At 44.3% G+C, this 13,631-nt stretch carries 15 protein-coding genes; 13 read left to right on the forward strand and 2 right to left on the reverse strand.

The window, feature by feature from the left end:
• A partial coding sequence (locus tag WCM76_07560; GenBank protein MEI6765482.1) for a hypothetical protein occupies positions 1–1,193 on the forward strand: 1,193 nt, incomplete at its 5' end.
• Positions 1,194–1,345: 152 nt separating this feature from the next.
• A complete protein-coding gene (locus WCM76_07565) occupies positions 1,346–1,855 on the forward strand; it encodes a T9SS type A sorting domain-containing protein (protein ID MEI6765483.1) in 510 nt (169 codons plus the stop codon).
• Positions 1,856–2,028: 173 nt separating this feature from the next.
• Here the strand turns inward: WCM76_07565 and ispG are convergent, their stop codons facing one another.
• Both ispG and WCM76_07575 read right to left on the reverse strand, forming a co-directional pair.
• Positions 2,029–3,642 (reverse strand): (E)-4-hydroxy-3-methylbut-2-enyl-diphosphate synthase, encoded by a 1,614-nt coding sequence (gene ispG / locus WCM76_07570; protein MEI6765484.1) that lies wholly within the window; start codon positions 3,640–3,642, stop codon positions 2,029–2,031.
• A gap of 9 nt (positions 3,643–3,651) precedes the next feature.
• Positions 3,652–6,042 (reverse strand): UvrD-helicase domain-containing protein, encoded by a 2,391-nt coding sequence (locus tag WCM76_07575; GenBank protein MEI6765485.1) that lies wholly within the window; start codon positions 6,040–6,042, stop codon positions 3,652–3,654.
• Between the two features lie 217 nt (positions 6,043–6,259).
• Here WCM76_07575 and rpsL point away from each other — a divergent pair, with 217 nt between their 5' ends.
• Genes rpsL through rpsC form a run of 11 tightly spaced genes read left to right on the forward strand, consistent with a single transcriptional unit; the run spans position 6,260 to position 13,615 of the window.
• A complete protein-coding gene (rpsL, locus tag WCM76_07580; GenBank protein ID MEI6765486.1) occupies positions 6,260–6,640 on the forward strand; it encodes a 30S ribosomal protein S12 in 381 nt (126 codons plus the stop codon).
• Positions 6,641–6,680: 40 nt separating this feature from the next.
• Complete coding sequence (rpsG, locus tag WCM76_07585; protein ID MEI6765487.1) at positions 6,681–7,148, forward strand: 30S ribosomal protein S7; 468 nt, start codon at positions 6,681–6,683, stop codon at positions 7,146–7,148.
• A gap of 41 nt (positions 7,149–7,189) precedes the next feature.
• Entirely contained in the window at positions 7,190–9,301 is a 2,112-nt protein-coding gene (gene fusA / locus WCM76_07590; GenBank protein MEI6765488.1) for an elongation factor G, read from the forward strand.
• A gap of 23 nt (positions 9,302–9,324) precedes the next feature.
• Entirely contained in the window at positions 9,325–9,630 is a 306-nt protein-coding gene (gene rpsJ, locus WCM76_07595; GenBank protein MEI6765489.1) for a 30S ribosomal protein S10, read from the forward strand.
• Positions 9,631–9,681: 51 nt separating this feature from the next.
• Positions 9,682–10,311, forward strand: coding sequence for a 50S ribosomal protein L3 (gene rplC, locus WCM76_07600; GenBank protein MEI6765490.1), 630 nt, complete (start codon positions 9,682–9,684; stop codon positions 10,309–10,311).
• Positions 10,302–10,943 carry a 50S ribosomal protein L4 gene (gene rplD / locus WCM76_07605; protein MEI6765491.1) on the forward strand — a complete coding sequence of 214 codons (642 nt, stop codon included), beginning with the start codon at positions 10,302–10,304 and terminating at the stop codon, positions 10,941–10,943. The genes rplC and rplD overlap by 10 nt, the downstream gene beginning before the upstream one ends.
• 22 nt (positions 10,944–10,965) lie before the next feature.
• On the forward strand, positions 10,966–11,256 hold the full coding sequence (gene rplW, locus WCM76_07610; protein MEI6765492.1) for a 50S ribosomal protein L23: 291 nt from the start codon (positions 10,966–10,968) through the stop codon (positions 11,254–11,256).
• 5 nt (positions 11,257–11,261) lie between these two features.
• Positions 11,262–12,089, forward strand: a complete 828-nt coding sequence (gene rplB / locus WCM76_07615; GenBank protein MEI6765493.1) for a 50S ribosomal protein L2 — start codon at positions 11,262–11,264, stop codon at positions 12,087–12,089.
• 27 nt (positions 12,090–12,116) lie between these two features.
• Positions 12,117–12,386, forward strand: coding sequence for a 30S ribosomal protein S19 (gene rpsS, locus WCM76_07620; protein ID MEI6765494.1), 270 nt, complete (start codon positions 12,117–12,119; stop codon positions 12,384–12,386).
• Positions 12,387–12,414: 28 nt separating this feature from the next.
• Complete coding sequence (rplV, locus tag WCM76_07625; protein ID MEI6765495.1) at positions 12,415–12,864, forward strand: 50S ribosomal protein L22; 450 nt, start codon at positions 12,415–12,417, stop codon at positions 12,862–12,864.
• Positions 12,865–12,886: 22 nt separating this feature from the next.
• Positions 12,887–13,615 (forward strand): 30S ribosomal protein S3, encoded by a 729-nt coding sequence (rpsC, locus tag WCM76_07630; GenBank protein ID MEI6765496.1) that lies wholly within the window; start codon positions 12,887–12,889, stop codon positions 13,613–13,615.
• Positions 13,616–13,631: the final 16 nt, after the last annotated feature.

A 13,631-nucleotide genomic window follows, 5' to 3' on the forward strand; every position in this document is an offset into this window, starting at 1 on the left:
ATAAAAAAGACCGTTATGAAAATGCCGGTGGCACGCATAAGCCAAACTCAGGCGTATTTGGTGGCGGTGAAATATTTGGCGGAACCAGACACAGCAAGAGTTATAATAGTGATGGTGCCAGGCGTGATGCCTGGGGCAGAGGCAACAAAAAAGATCGCTATGAAAATGCAGGTGGTTCTCACCGAATTAACGGTGGCATTTCGGGTGGGTACAAAGAGAATTTTGGCGGAACCAGACACAGTAAGGGCTATGGAAAAAATGGTGCCAGGCGCGATGCCTGGGGCGTTGGCGAAAGACGCGACCGCTATCAGGGTGCGGCCGGTAGTCACGGTGTTAACTCAGGGATTTTTAAGGGTGGCAAAGAGAAATTTTCAGGCGGCCGATATAATAAAAGTTATGGTCAGAACGGTCAGAGGCGCGACGCCTGGGGCTCAGGCAGCAAGCGCAGCAGCTATAATGGTGCCGGTCATTTCAGTGAAGGAAAAGGAAGAGTTATTTCCAAAAAAGGATTATTCTCGTTTTTTAAGAGCAAGCGCAGCCGCGATTCGTTCGGCGTAAGTGCACGAAAAGAAAGGAGCGGCAGTTTTTTCAGCAAAGGGAAAAAACGTGTTGTTTCCAAAGGCGGTTCAGGCAGCTTCGGCGGGAAAGAATCATTCTCAGTGCGCTCACGAAAGGGCGGAAGCGATTTCCGTTTTAATAAAGGGAAAAACCGCGTTGTTACCAAAGGAAGTTTCTTCCTGTTTAAAGCCGTGAAACGCGAAAAAACAAACGATTCTTTCGGCGGAAAACGCCGTGGCGTGTCCGGCGGCTTCTCTTTCAGTAAAAAGAATAAAGCCGTAGTGAAGCAAAAAGGTACGTCACGCGGAATATGGCGTGACCGCTCTGCGGGCTCATTCGGTGGAAAAGTTGCGAAGCGCGAAAGCTGGTACCATTTCAATAAAAATACCAGACGTACCGTTAAAAGCGGTGGTTTCCTCAGACGCAAGCACGAGCGCGAAACTTCATCCTGGGGCGGCACCAAAAAGAAGGCTTTCGTAAAAATGCACGTTTATAAGAAGAAATCAAGGCGTGTTGCCAAGCACGATGGCTTCTTCTATGATTTTAAAAATATCTTTATCAAGAAAAAACGCCACAAAAAAGATATGGAACTCGAACTGTTCGACCCGAAAATGCGCCGCAAAGTAGATCGCTGATCAATAAATGCAATATTTTATTATTTCTACAACACTTTTCGACTTCAGGCTAATTGTGAAAAAAATTTAAGTTTGCTTGAAATGAGGATGTTTTGATTGTATATTTATACCGTATTTGTGTAATAAATATTAGTAAGTCAAAATCAATTTTCATGAGAACAATAGCAGTGCTTCTGATTTTTTACCTTTCTGCCGTTTTTTGCCTCGGTCAGTCGGTAGAACGGCAGGTTGTGGCTACAGGTGGCGGTTCTTATACCAATGGAACAACGCTGGCAATCGATTACACCATTGGTGAAATAGTAATTTCTACCATTAGCGGTTCCGGCAGTATCCTTACCCAGGGATTTCAGCAACCAATGCCGGGTTCCCTCGTATCTGTTCCTGAAAATACTGAGCCGGCGGAGGACGTTTTAGTGTTCCCAAATCCGGCAAACGAACAACTGCATATTTCTATTTCTAAGCCGGGGGCTCAACCCTATGAAATTGCGATGATGGATCAACTCGGGCGCTTGGTATATTACGAAAGGGGTTTCACCGCTGTGCTTGGCGGTTTAACTATTTCTTTGCCTGTAGCTCATCTTGCCACCGGAACCTATTTTATCCGCATTACTTCGGAAAACAGGATAGTAAAGACGGTAAAAATTCTAAAAATTAATCAGTAAACTTTAGTAACAGGAGAAAAATAGGCAGAAATATTTTTCTGCAGTTCTGACTATGATGCCTGTCCTGTTATTCTGCAGAAGCACCTGAAGTATTCAATTATCAGGCGGCTTTGCGCACCGGTAGCGGAACACTTTTGAAGAATCATCTCGGAAATATCTAAACACAATTGGGGTTACAGGTCAGTCATCCCTTTTATTTCTCCGTCGCCGTTAGCATTTATCAGCGCAATAAGTTCATTAACGGCTTCCGCTTCCGCGACGTTTCGCTTAACCGGATTTTTCCCTTTATAGAGAACTACCGTGCCTTTGCCTGAGCCAACACAGCCGTAGTCGGCATCGGCCATTTCGCCCGGACCGTTTACAATGCAGCCCATTACAGCTATTTTCAGGTGTTTCAGGTGGGTTGTGCGTGATTTTATTTCGGATAACAATTTTTCCACATCATACGAAGTGCGCCCGCAGGTAGGGCAGGAGATGTATTCTGCACTGCTGCGCCTGCTGCCCGTGGCCTGCAGTATGCCATGTGCCAGTTTGCTTAGTGCTGCTTCAGTTGAGTATTTGTTCTCTATCCACAGGCCGTCGGATGTACCGTCCACAAAATTGCCTGCCAGTTCAGCCGATGCGCGTAACAATAACTCATCCGCATCTTTGATAGCGTAAGCTCTCTTGGTAATATGGGCAGGCATTTCAGGCAATTCCTGTTCCTGCATGTATGAAAAGAATTGTCCGCTCCTGTAAATGAAATCGGGCGGAGTGTTGCCGAAGTCTATATGATAATGGTTTTCACTTTCGGTGGAAATAATTACAACCGGCTTCTGTCCGCCGCCAATAATACCTGTTTTAGGGGTTTCTTGCCGCGAATACTCGGTAATGGCTGTATTCGGATTAAATATTTTTTGTGCTTTTGTTCTTCCGAAAAGCGCTTCAATTGCCCGTGCAACGGGAATTTCATTCACAGGTGCTTCGGTAAGCGAAACACGAATGGTGTCGCCCAGTCCTTCATTCAGCAATAAACCTGTACCGGCAGCTGATTTTATCCGTGCCTCGTATCCTGCGCCTGCTTCTGTTACACCAAGGTGGAGCGGATAATCCAGCCCCGTTTCCATCATACGCTTTACCAGAAGGCGATACGCATAAACCATTATTTTAACATTGCTCGATTTCATTGACAGCACCAGCTTTTTGAAACCCATTGCTTCAAATATCCGGGCAAATTCAAGAGCCGATACCACCATACCTTCAGGCGTGTCTCCGTAGCGGTCAACTATGCGTTTCGAGAGCGAACCGTGATTAGTACCTACACGAATAGCTGTTCCGTATTCATTACATATTTTTACGAGTGGCCAAATCTTATCGGAAATTTTTTCAAGTTCAAATGCGTATTCCGCCTCTGTCATCGCTTTCGCAGAAACCGGGCCTTTGTCTGAATAATTACCGGGATTGATGCGAATCTTTTCAACCAGTCGTGCTGCGGTTTCTGCAATGGCCGGATTGAAATGAATATCGGCGATCAGGGGGATGCGGATATCCTGCTTGGTAAGCGCAGCACGAATATTGGCGAGGTTTTCAGCTTCATGAACGTTTTGTGCCGTAATTCTCACATATTCGCAACCGGCATGAACCAGTTGAGCTACCTGCGCTGCCGTAGCTGCGGTGTCGCCGGTAGGAGTGTTGGTCATGGATTGTATCCTTACGGGATGATGACCGCCCAAAGGGAGTCCGCCAATATCAACAATACGGCTCGTCCAAATTGTGGGTTTGTTTGTATGGTCGGCTATTTCTGTCATGGAGCGATACTAAGTAACGATTTTAAGCTTCGCAAATTGCAACAATAACTGTTTTTGGCCTACTCCCTGGAAAAATACCGTTGACTTTTTATTCGGGCCGTTCCCTTCAACAGATATCACTTTACCGACCCCGAAACGCTGGTGTTCCACAGTCATTCCAACCTGTATCTCATCGGTATTCACCGGCTCAGTGGAAGTCGTGGTTTCGGCAAGCGTTGCCTGTTTGAGCGGCTTGAATTTTTTATCGGGTTTACCCAGTACAAACTTCTTTGCCAGAGGGTCCTTATTCAGGGCCGGATTGCCTATTATCATGCCGTCTGTGGGCAATTGTTTTTTGCGGGGCATGTCCACAAAGGCCGGGTCTATTTCATCCAGAAAACGGCTGGGTTCGCAGAATATAAGATCGCCCCAGCGATAGCGGTTCTGAGCATAAGAAATCGTAAGGCCGGTCATGGCGCGCGTCATGGCAACATAGAACAGCCGGCGTTCTTCTTCAAGTTCATCGCGATTTCCCAAAGCCTGCATAATCGGAAAAAGGTTTTCTTCCAGCCCTACAATATATACGTATGGGAACTCCAGTCCTTTTGCAGTATGGATTGTCATTAAGGAAACTCGGTTGCGGTCGTCGGGGTCATCGTTGTCCGAATCGGTCAGCAGTGCCACATCGCGCATAAAAAGGTCGAGAGTGCGAACGCTGTTCTGACCGGCGGCAATGGCAGCTTCTTCCGGTAAAAGGGGTTCTGCACTTGCAATATCTTCCCCAATAGGGATGAGCGCTTCTGACGATTCTTTTTCAGTAAAATCTTTTATTGCATTCAGCAGTTCTTCAATATTCTCAATGCGGTTTTCATCTTCGGGCGTTTCGGCATTTTTAAGGTCTTTGATAATACCGCTTGAATTGGCAATGAGTTTGGCAAGGTCAAAGGCATTGAGACGACTCAGCTGTGCACTGAAACTTCGGATCATCATTACAAAATCAATAATTTTCTGCTGAATGCCCGAATTGATGCCGAGATTGTAAAATTGCAGATTCTCCAGTATTTCCCACGGACTTTTTTGTTGCTCACCGGCAACGACTACCAGACGTTCGAGTGTTGTTTTCCCAATTCCCCTGTGGGGATAATTGATGATGCGGAACAGCGCTTCTTCGTCCTTATTGTTGATTACCAGACGGAAATAGGCAAGCACATCTTTTATCTCGCGACGACGGTAAAACGACAATCCGCCATAAATACGGTATGGAATATTAAGCTTGCGCAGCGATTCCTCGACAGCTCTTGATTGAGCATTGGTTCTGTATAAAACGGCAAAGGCGTCGTTGGGCAGCAGGTTGGTCATTTTAGTTTCAAAAATGCTGTTGGCCACCATAGAACCTTCTTCGTTGTCGGTAGAGGCTTTGAGGACTTTAATCAGATTGCCTTCATCATTCTCAGTCCATAATTCTTTGTGAATCTGATTCTTATTTTTATTTATAATGCTGTTGGCGGCACTCAGGATGGTTTTGGTGGAACGGTAGTTCTGTTCCAGTTTAAATATTTGCGCATCAGGGTAATCTGATTTAAAATTCAGAATGTTCTGAATATTTGCTCCCCGGAAGCCATAAATGCTCTGAGCATCGTCGCCAACCACGCAAATATTTTCGTTATTTGCCGATAATTTCTTGATTATCAGATATTGTGCGTAATTTGTATCTTGATACTCATCCACCAGAATATATTTGAACTTTTGCTGGTATTTATGCAGAATATCCGGAAAATCGCGAAGCAGCACATTTGTATTAAACAGCAAATCATCGAAATCCATGGCAGAGGCTTTTTTAAGCCGTTCCTGATACATTCTGAATAAGCGACCGAGCATGGGGCGGCCGGCTGCCGTATCCTGTTCGGTAATCTCTATATTATTATTGTAGTCTTCTGCAGAAACAAGACTGTTTTTTGAGGACGAAATACGATTGTGGACTACTGCCGGAATATATACCTTAGGATCAAGGTTTTGCTCTTTCAGAATGCTTTTAATCAAGCCTTTAGAATCTTCCGAATCATAAATTGAAAAGTTTGAAGGATATCCCATACGTTCACCTTCAGAGCGGAGGATGCGGGCAAAGATGGAGTGGAAGGTACCCATCCACACATTACGGGCGTCAGAATTGCCCACAAGTTTGATAATGCGTTCTTTCATTTCTCGTGCAGCCTTATTAGTAAAGGTAAGAGCGAGAATATTAAAAGGGTCGGCTCCGATGTTAAGTAAGTGAGCCACACGGTATGTAAGCACTCTGGTTTTACCTGAGCCGGCACCCGCAATAACAAGTTCGGGCCCTTCGGTACAGGAAACAGCCAGTCGTTGAGATTCGTTGAGTTCTGAAAGTATGTCGTTGGTCATGATATGAAATATAGCCTTCAAAGGTACATTATTTTGCCGGAAACAGCGGTTATACAAAAAATAAATTGAAAAATATCAATCACTAATAGATTGATATATAGGCAAATAAAATAAATTTTGACGTTATAACGCAGTATTCCAAATATTTTTTAACAAAGTCATTGTTAATATAAAAAGAGTTTTTACCTTTGCAGTCCCAAAATTTACGGGATAACAATAAATCATTAAAACGGTTGATATGCCTACAATACAACAACTGGTTAGAAAAGGGCGCCAGAAATTAGTAGTTAAAAGCAAGTCGCGTGCCCTCGATGCTTGCCCTCAGAGAAGGGGCGTATGCGTAAGGGTGTACACCACAACTCCGAAGAAACCGAATTCAGCAATGAGGAAAGTTGCAAGGGTTCGTCTGACCAATGGTAAAGAAGTGAACTCGTACATTCCCGGTGAAGGTCATAACCTTCAGGAACACTCGCTGGTTCTTATCCGCGGTGGCAGGGTAAAAGACTTACCCGGTGTACGTTATCATATTATTCGTGGTGCGCTTGATACATCCGGTGTAGAAGGTCGTAACCAAAGAAGGTCAAAATACGGAACTAAACGTCCGAAAGTTAAAAAGTAAGATTAGTCTATACATTCGCAATTAAGAAAATTATCATAAAATGAGGAAGTCCAAACCAAAGAAAAGAATAATCATCCCGGATCCGAAGTTCAGTGATACCATGGTTTCAAAGTTCGTGAATAACATCATGCTCAGAGGCAAGAAAAATGTTGCTTATGACATATTTTACGATGCAATCGAAACCGTATCTCAAAAAACAGGTGAGAACGGACTTGATGTTTGGAAAAAAGCTTTGGCTAACGTTACCCCTGCAGTAGAAGTACGCAGCCGCAGGATTGGTGGTGCCACGTTCCAGATCCCTTCGGAGATCAGACCGGGCAGGAAACAATCCATTGGAATGAAAAACCTCATCAAGTTTTCACGCAAACGTCACGAAAAATCAATGAGCCAGAAGTTGGCTTCAGAAATATTGGCAGCTTACAAAGAAGAAGGTTCGGCTTTTAAAAGAAAAGAAGACACGCACCGTATGGCAGAGGCTAATAAGGCCTTCTCCCACTTTAAATTCTAAGTAGGGGACTGCCTAACATATTGAGATCAGGAGACCAGTTAATGTCAGAGAAACTGCAACACACACGAAATATTGGCATTATGGCTCATATAGATGCGGGTAAAACCACAACTACTGAGCGCATACTGTACTATACTGGCATAAACCATAAAATGGGTGAAGTCCACGAGGGTAATACCACTATGGACTGGATGCAGCAAGAGCAGGAACGCGGCATCACCATCACTTCAGCAGCAACTACCGTTTACTGGAGTCATTTCGAACAACAATATCAGGTTAATATCATCGACACCCCCGGGCATGTCGATTTCACTGTTGAAGTGGAACGCAGCCTCAGAGTACTCGATGGTACCATTGCACTTTTCTGCGCCGTTGGTGGTGTAGAACCCCAGTCGGAAACTGTATGGAGACAGGCCGACAAATATCACGTTCCCCGTATTTGTTTCGTTAATAAGATGGATCGCCAGGGCGCCGATTTTTTCCGCGTAGTGGCTGATATCGAAAAGAAACTCGTTGCCAAAGCAATTCCCCTTCAGTTACCCATCGGTGAAGAAGATACGTTCAAAGGTATTGTTGACCTGGTAACAAATAAAGCTTACGAGTGGGATAACGATACCCTCGGAGCCAGTTTCTTTGAAGTACCTATTCCGGAAGAAATGAAGGAAATGGTGAGCGAATACAGAACAAAGCTTATTGAAGGCGCTGCCGAAGAAAGCGAAAGCATGCTTGAGAAATTTTTGGTAGATGCCGATTCCATTACTGAAAGCGAAATTATTGCTGCAGTCAGAAAAGCTACCATTGAAATGAGAATCACACCGGTGTTGTGCGGTTCGTCATTTAAAAATAAAGGCGTTCAGCATCTGTTGGATGCCGTGGTAAATTATCTTCCCAGCCCGGACGATGTTCCCGCTGTTACAGGTCTTAATCCCTATACCGAAAAATCAGAAGAAAGAATTGCCGACGCTACTGCACCATTTGCAGCCCTGGCATTCAAAATAACCACCGACCCATTTGTCGGTAAAGTCGCATTTATCCGCGTTTATTCAGGAACACTCAATTCCGGCAGTTATATTCTCAATGCAAATACCGGCCGCAAGGAACGCATCAGCCGTATTATGAGAATGCATGCCAACAAGCAAACCGCTATTGAGCTGATTGAAGCCGGAGATATTGCAGCCATCGTTGGATTCAAAGAAATCAGAACCGGCGATACCCTCTGTGCCGAGAAAAGCCCCATCGTTCTTGAATCCATGAGTTTCCCCGAGCCGGTTATCAATGTGGCCGTAGAACCTAAAACTTCTGCCGATATTGAAAAACTCTCCATCACACTTAACAAAATGGCCGAAGAAGATCCTACGTTTAAAGTAAGGATTAACGAAGAAACCGGACAGACCATCATCAGCGGCATGGGCGAACTCCATCTGGAGATCATACTCGACCGCCTCAGAAGAGAATACAACGTAGAATGCAACAGCGGTGCACCGCAGGTAGCGTATAAAGAAGCTATCAAATCAACGGTTCGTCATCGCGAAACTTATAAAAAACAAACAGGCGGCAAAGGCAAATTTGCTGAAATCGAATTTGAAATTTCACCCGCCGACGAAGGTTTTAAAGGATTACAGTTCATTGATGAAACAAAAGGCGGTGTTATTCCCCGTGAATACATTGCTGCTGTCAGGAACGGCTTTACAGCCGCTATGCAGAATGGTGTACTTGCCGGGTTCAGCTTCGAGAGTGTGAAGATTCGTCTTATCGACGGCGCTTTCCATCAGGTTGATTCCGATTCACTGTCATTTGAGATTTGCGCACGCATTGCATTCAAAGAATCGTGCCGCAAAGCGAAATGCATTTTACTGGAGCCCATCATGAAACTTGAAGTGGTTACTCCTGAAGAATATTTAGGTGATGTAACCGGCGACCTGAATAAAAGAAGGGCACATCTGGAAGGTGTTGAAGCCCGTATCGGAATACAGGTTGTTAAAGCAAAAGCACCGCTCGCCAACATGTTCGGATATATTACCGCACTGAGGTCAGTTTCACAGGGACGTGCCACCTCATCCATGGAGTTTTCGAATTATCAGGAAACATCCAAGGAAGTTACAGACGAGATTATTTACAAGATCAAAGGATATCATACCACAAATCATCAGTAATAATAACACCAAAAAGAAATAACGTGAACCAGAGGATCAGAATTAAATTGAAATCGTACGATTATAATTTGGTTGACAAATCGGCTGAAAAGATTGTAAAAACCGTGAAATCGACGGGCGCTATTGTAAGCGGTCCGATTCCATTGCCGACCAACAAAAAGATTTTTACCGTTCTTCGTTCAACATTCGTGAACAAAAAATCGAGGGAGCAATTCCAGCTCTGCACATACAAAAGGCTGCTGGACATTTACAGCACTACCTCGAAAACGATTGATGCTTTGATGAGGTTGGAACTCCCCAACGGCGTAGAAGTTGAAATCAAAGTATAGTGTTGACGGATTGGGACTTAATTATTAGAAACAGCTTAATATAATTATAAGATGTCAGGATTAATAGGAAAAAAAGTAGGCATGACCAGCATTTACGACGCAAATGGGAAGAACATCCCATGCACCGTTCTGGAAGCCGGTCCTTGTCACGTAACCCAGGTTTTAACCAAGGAGAAGAACGGTTACGATGCGATTCAACTCGCGTATGATGACAAGAAGGAGAAACATACACCCAAACCCATGCAGGGACATTTTGCTAAGGCCGGTTGCACACCGAAAAGATACCTTGCCGAATTTTCGAGGTTTGAAGAAGGACAGCGTAAACAATTCGGTCAGGTGATAGGCGTTGATGTCTTCATTGAAGGTGAATTTGTTGATGTTGTTGGCTTTACCAAAGGAAAAGGATTTCAGGGTGTTGTAAAACGTCATGGTTTTCAGGGCGTAGGTGGAAAAACCCACGGTCAGCATAACAGGCTCAGAGCTCCCGGTTCAATTGGTGCTTCATCGCATCCATCGAGAGTATTCAAAGGAATGAGAATGGGTGGCCGTATGGGTAACGAGCGCAGAAAAATGATCAACCTTCAGGTTCTCAAAATCGTTCCCGAAAAGAATTTAATCGTAGTAAAAGGTTCTGTACCAGGTCCTAACGGATCATATATACTTATTGAAAGATGGAGCTAGAAGTTTATAAAATCGACGGAAGCAAGACATCCAAAAAGGTGACACTTGACGAGGCCATTTACGGCATTGAACCCAACGATCACGCAATTTATCTGGATGTTAAACAATATTTGGCGAACCAAAGGCAGGGTACCGCAAGCTCAAAAGAGCGTTCAATGGTACACGGCAGCACACGTAAGCTGAAACGCCAGAAAGGAACAGGCGGAGCCCGTTCAGGTGATATCAAATCACCCTTGTTCCCGGGTGGCGGCAGGGTTTTTGGCCCACAGCCCCGCGACTACAGGTTTAAGCTGAATAAAAAAGTAAAACAGCTTGCACGCAAATCAGCGCTGGCATACAAGGCAAAGGAAAACGGCATCCTTATTATAGAGGATTTTAATATGGAAGCGCCGAAAACCAAAGTGTTCAAGAAAATTCTTGAAAGCCTGAAAGTAGCCGACAAAAAGACGTTGATAGTGGTGAGCAAAATAGAAGGTAACGTTGCACTATCAGCACGCAACCTGCAAAAGAACAAGATCGTGACTGCCGACAGCATTAATACTTACGAGATTCTGGGAGCTAAAAGCCTGGTAATTACCGAAAGTTCGTTAAGGCACATCGAAGAGATGTTCAATAGTAAACAAAACGATTAATCTTTAAATAAAGGTCATAGCAATGAGCGTAATCATCAAGCCGGTCATAACAGAAAAAATGACAGCCCAGGCAGATAAACTGAACCGCTATGGTTTTATGGTGGAAGTCAGTGCCAATAAGCTTCAGATAAAAAAAGACATTGAATCTTTTTACGAAGTTAAGGTTGACGCGGTCAACACCATGAGATACCAGGGGAAGAAGAAGAACCGCTATACAAAAGGCGGATATATTTCCGGCAGAAAGCCCGCGACCAAAAAGGCAGTCGTAACATTAGCAAAAGGTGAAACAATTGATTTTTATAGCAATATCTAATAGAAATGGCGTTAAAAAAACTTAAACCGACCACACCGGGTCAGCGCTTCAAGCTGATCAGCGCGTTCGATGAAATCACGACCGATAGACCGGAAAAGAGTTTATTGGCTCCGATTAAAAGATCCGGAGGAAGGAACAGTACGGGTAAAATGACAATGCGTTACATGGGTGGCGGTCATAAAAAACAATACCGTATTGTCGATTTCAAAAGAGATAAAGACAATATACCAGCAGTTGTGAAGTCAGTGGAATATGACCCTAACCGCAGCGCACGTATAGCCCTTCTGGCTTACGCTGACGGGGAGAAAAAATATATCCTTGCTCCCAACGGACTCAAAGTAGGTCAAACAGTGATGTCGGGCTTAGGCGTGGCTCCTGAAATTGGTAACACATTGTTTTTGAGCGAAATTCCTTTCGGTACCATCGTTCATAACATTGAACTGAGACCCGGACAGGGTGGCAAAATGGCCCGCGGAGCCGGAACATTTGGTCAACTGATGTCGCGTGATGGTAAATTCGCAGTTATCAAACTGCCTTCAGGTGAAACCCGCTTGATATTGCAGACATGCAGAGCTACTGTTGGACTTTGTTCAAACCCCGACCATAACCTCGAGAAATCAGGTAAAGCAGGACGCAGCCGTTGGCTGGGCCGTCGCCCAAGGGTAAGAGGTGTAGCAATGAATCCTGTAGATCATCCCATGGGTGGTGGTGAAGGAAAAGCTTCTGGCGGACACCCACGCTCACGCAACGGCGTTCCTTCAAAGGGTTTCAAAACCAGAGATAAAAAGAAGCAGAGCGATAAATACATCATTGTAAGAAGAAATAAAAAGTAAGTTAGAACTGATCTTATAATATTCACTATGAGTCGATCATTAAAAAAAGGCCCGTACATTCATTACAAATTAGAGAAGAAGGTAGAGGCTACTAATAATTCAAAGAAAAAAGCATCCATTAAAACCTGGTCAAGAGGTTCAATGATTTCTCCGGATTTTGTTGGGTTGACCTTTCTGGTTCATAATGGAAATAAATTCATCCCGGTTTATGTAACCGAGAATATGGTTGGCCATAAGTTGGGCGAATTTTCACCGACCCGTATCTTTAGAGGTCATGCCGGTAACAGGAATAAGTAATTAAGCAACAGAGAAAATATTTATAGCGATGGGAGAAAGAAAACGCATCAGCGCAGAAAAACGGAAAGAGATCAATAAGACCACTTACCAGGCGCGCCTGACCAATTGCCCCACCTCACCGAGGAAAATGCGGGAAGTGGCCGATTTAGTCAGGGGAATGAATGTAGAACAGGCACTGAACATTCTCAAAATATCAACCAGAGAGCCTTCAGACCGCATTCATAAACTACTGCTTTCGGCAATAGCCAACTGGCAGAGCAAAAACGAAGGCGTAAGAATTGAAGACAGCAACCTGTTCGTGAAAGAAATCTTTGTTGATGGCGGCCGTTCACTTAAAAGGATACGCACAGCTCCTCAGGGTCGTGCTCACCGCATCCGCAAACGTTCAAACCATGTAACGCTCATCGTTGACTCATACGTAGTAAAATCCGTTGAGCCGGTAGCCGAAGTTGCAATCAAAGAAGAATCAAAGAAATAAATAATTATAATAAAGATCGTTAATGGGACAGAAAACAAATCCAATAGGCCTGAGATTAGGAATTATCAAAGGATGGGATTCTAACTGGTTCGGCGGTAAAAAGTTCGAAAACAAACTGATTGAAGATAACCAGATCAGGAAATATCTGAATGCACGTCTGTCAAAAGCCGGCATCGCAAAGATAATCATCGAACGTACGCTTAAACTGATTACCGTAACCATAAATACTGCCCGCCCGGGTATCATAATTGGTAAAGGCGGCCAGGAAGTTGACAAGCTGAAAGAAGAATTGAAAAAAATCACCAGCAAGGAGATTCAGATCAATATTTCAGAAATCAAACGTCCTGAACTCGACGCATTACTGGTTGCAATGGCCGTAGCAAAACAGATTGAAGGCAGAATTGCATACCGCAGGGCTATTAAAACATCCATCGCATCTACCATGAGAATGGGTGCCGAAGGAATCAAAATACAGGCATCCGGTCGTATTGGTGGCGCCGAAATGGCACGCTGCGAGCACTACAAAGATGGCCGTATTCCTTTGCACACACTGCGTGCTGACATTGATTACGCTCTGGCAGAGGCAAAGACCACTTACGGACTCATTGGTGTTAAAGTTTGGATTTGTAAAGGGCTTGTTTACGGAAAAACCGAATTGGTACCCTCATCTGTTGGCATAAAAGTGAAACAGGAAGGTGGCAACAACAATGCTCCCAAAGACAACGGACGTCCCAGAAGGAGAAGAAAATAATCGTAACGCAACGACT

The organism is Bacteroidota bacterium (assembly GCA_037133915.1).
Classification (GTDB): Bacteria; Bacteroidota; Bacteroidia; order Bacteroidales; family CAIWKO01; genus JBAXND01.

Excerpts from the sequence above, each read along its gene's own strand:
- rpsG (MEI6765487.1), top strand. The coding sequence starts at position 6,681 with ATGAGGAAGTCCAAACCAAAGAAAAGAATAATCATCCCGGATCCGAAG.
- rpsC (MEI6765496.1), top strand. The coding sequence starts at position 12,887 with ATGGGACAGAAAACAAATCCAATAGGCCTGAGATTAGGAATTATCAAA.
- rplB (MEI6765493.1), top strand. The coding sequence starts at position 11,262 with ATGGCGTTAAAAAAACTTAAACCGACCACACCGGGTCAGCGCTTCAAG.
- rplW (MEI6765492.1), top strand. The coding sequence starts at position 10,966 with ATGAGCGTAATCATCAAGCCGGTCATAACAGAAAAAATGACAGCCCAG.
- rplC (MEI6765490.1), top strand. The coding sequence starts at position 9,682 with ATGTCAGGATTAATAGGAAAAAAAGTAGGCATGACCAGCATTTACGAC.
- WCM76_07565 (MEI6765483.1), top strand. The coding sequence starts at position 1,346 with ATGAGAACAATAGCAGTGCTTCTGATTTTTTACCTTTCTGCCGTTTTT.
- rpsL (MEI6765486.1), top strand. The coding sequence starts at position 6,260 with ATGCCTACAATACAACAACTGGTTAGAAAAGGGCGCCAGAAATTAGTA.
- rplD (MEI6765491.1), top strand. The coding sequence starts at position 10,302 with ATGGAGCTAGAAGTTTATAAAATCGACGGAAGCAAGACATCCAAAAAG.
- rpsS (MEI6765494.1), top strand. The coding sequence starts at position 12,117 with ATGAGTCGATCATTAAAAAAAGGCCCGTACATTCATTACAAATTAGAG.
- rplV (MEI6765495.1), top strand. The coding sequence starts at position 12,415 with ATGGGAGAAAGAAAACGCATCAGCGCAGAAAAACGGAAAGAGATCAAT.
- fusA (MEI6765488.1), top strand. The coding sequence starts at position 7,190 with ATGTCAGAGAAACTGCAACACACACGAAATATTGGCATTATGGCTCAT.
- ispG (MEI6765484.1), bottom strand. The coding sequence starts at position 3,642 with ATGACAGAAATAGCCGACCATACAAACAAACCCACAATTTGGACGAGC.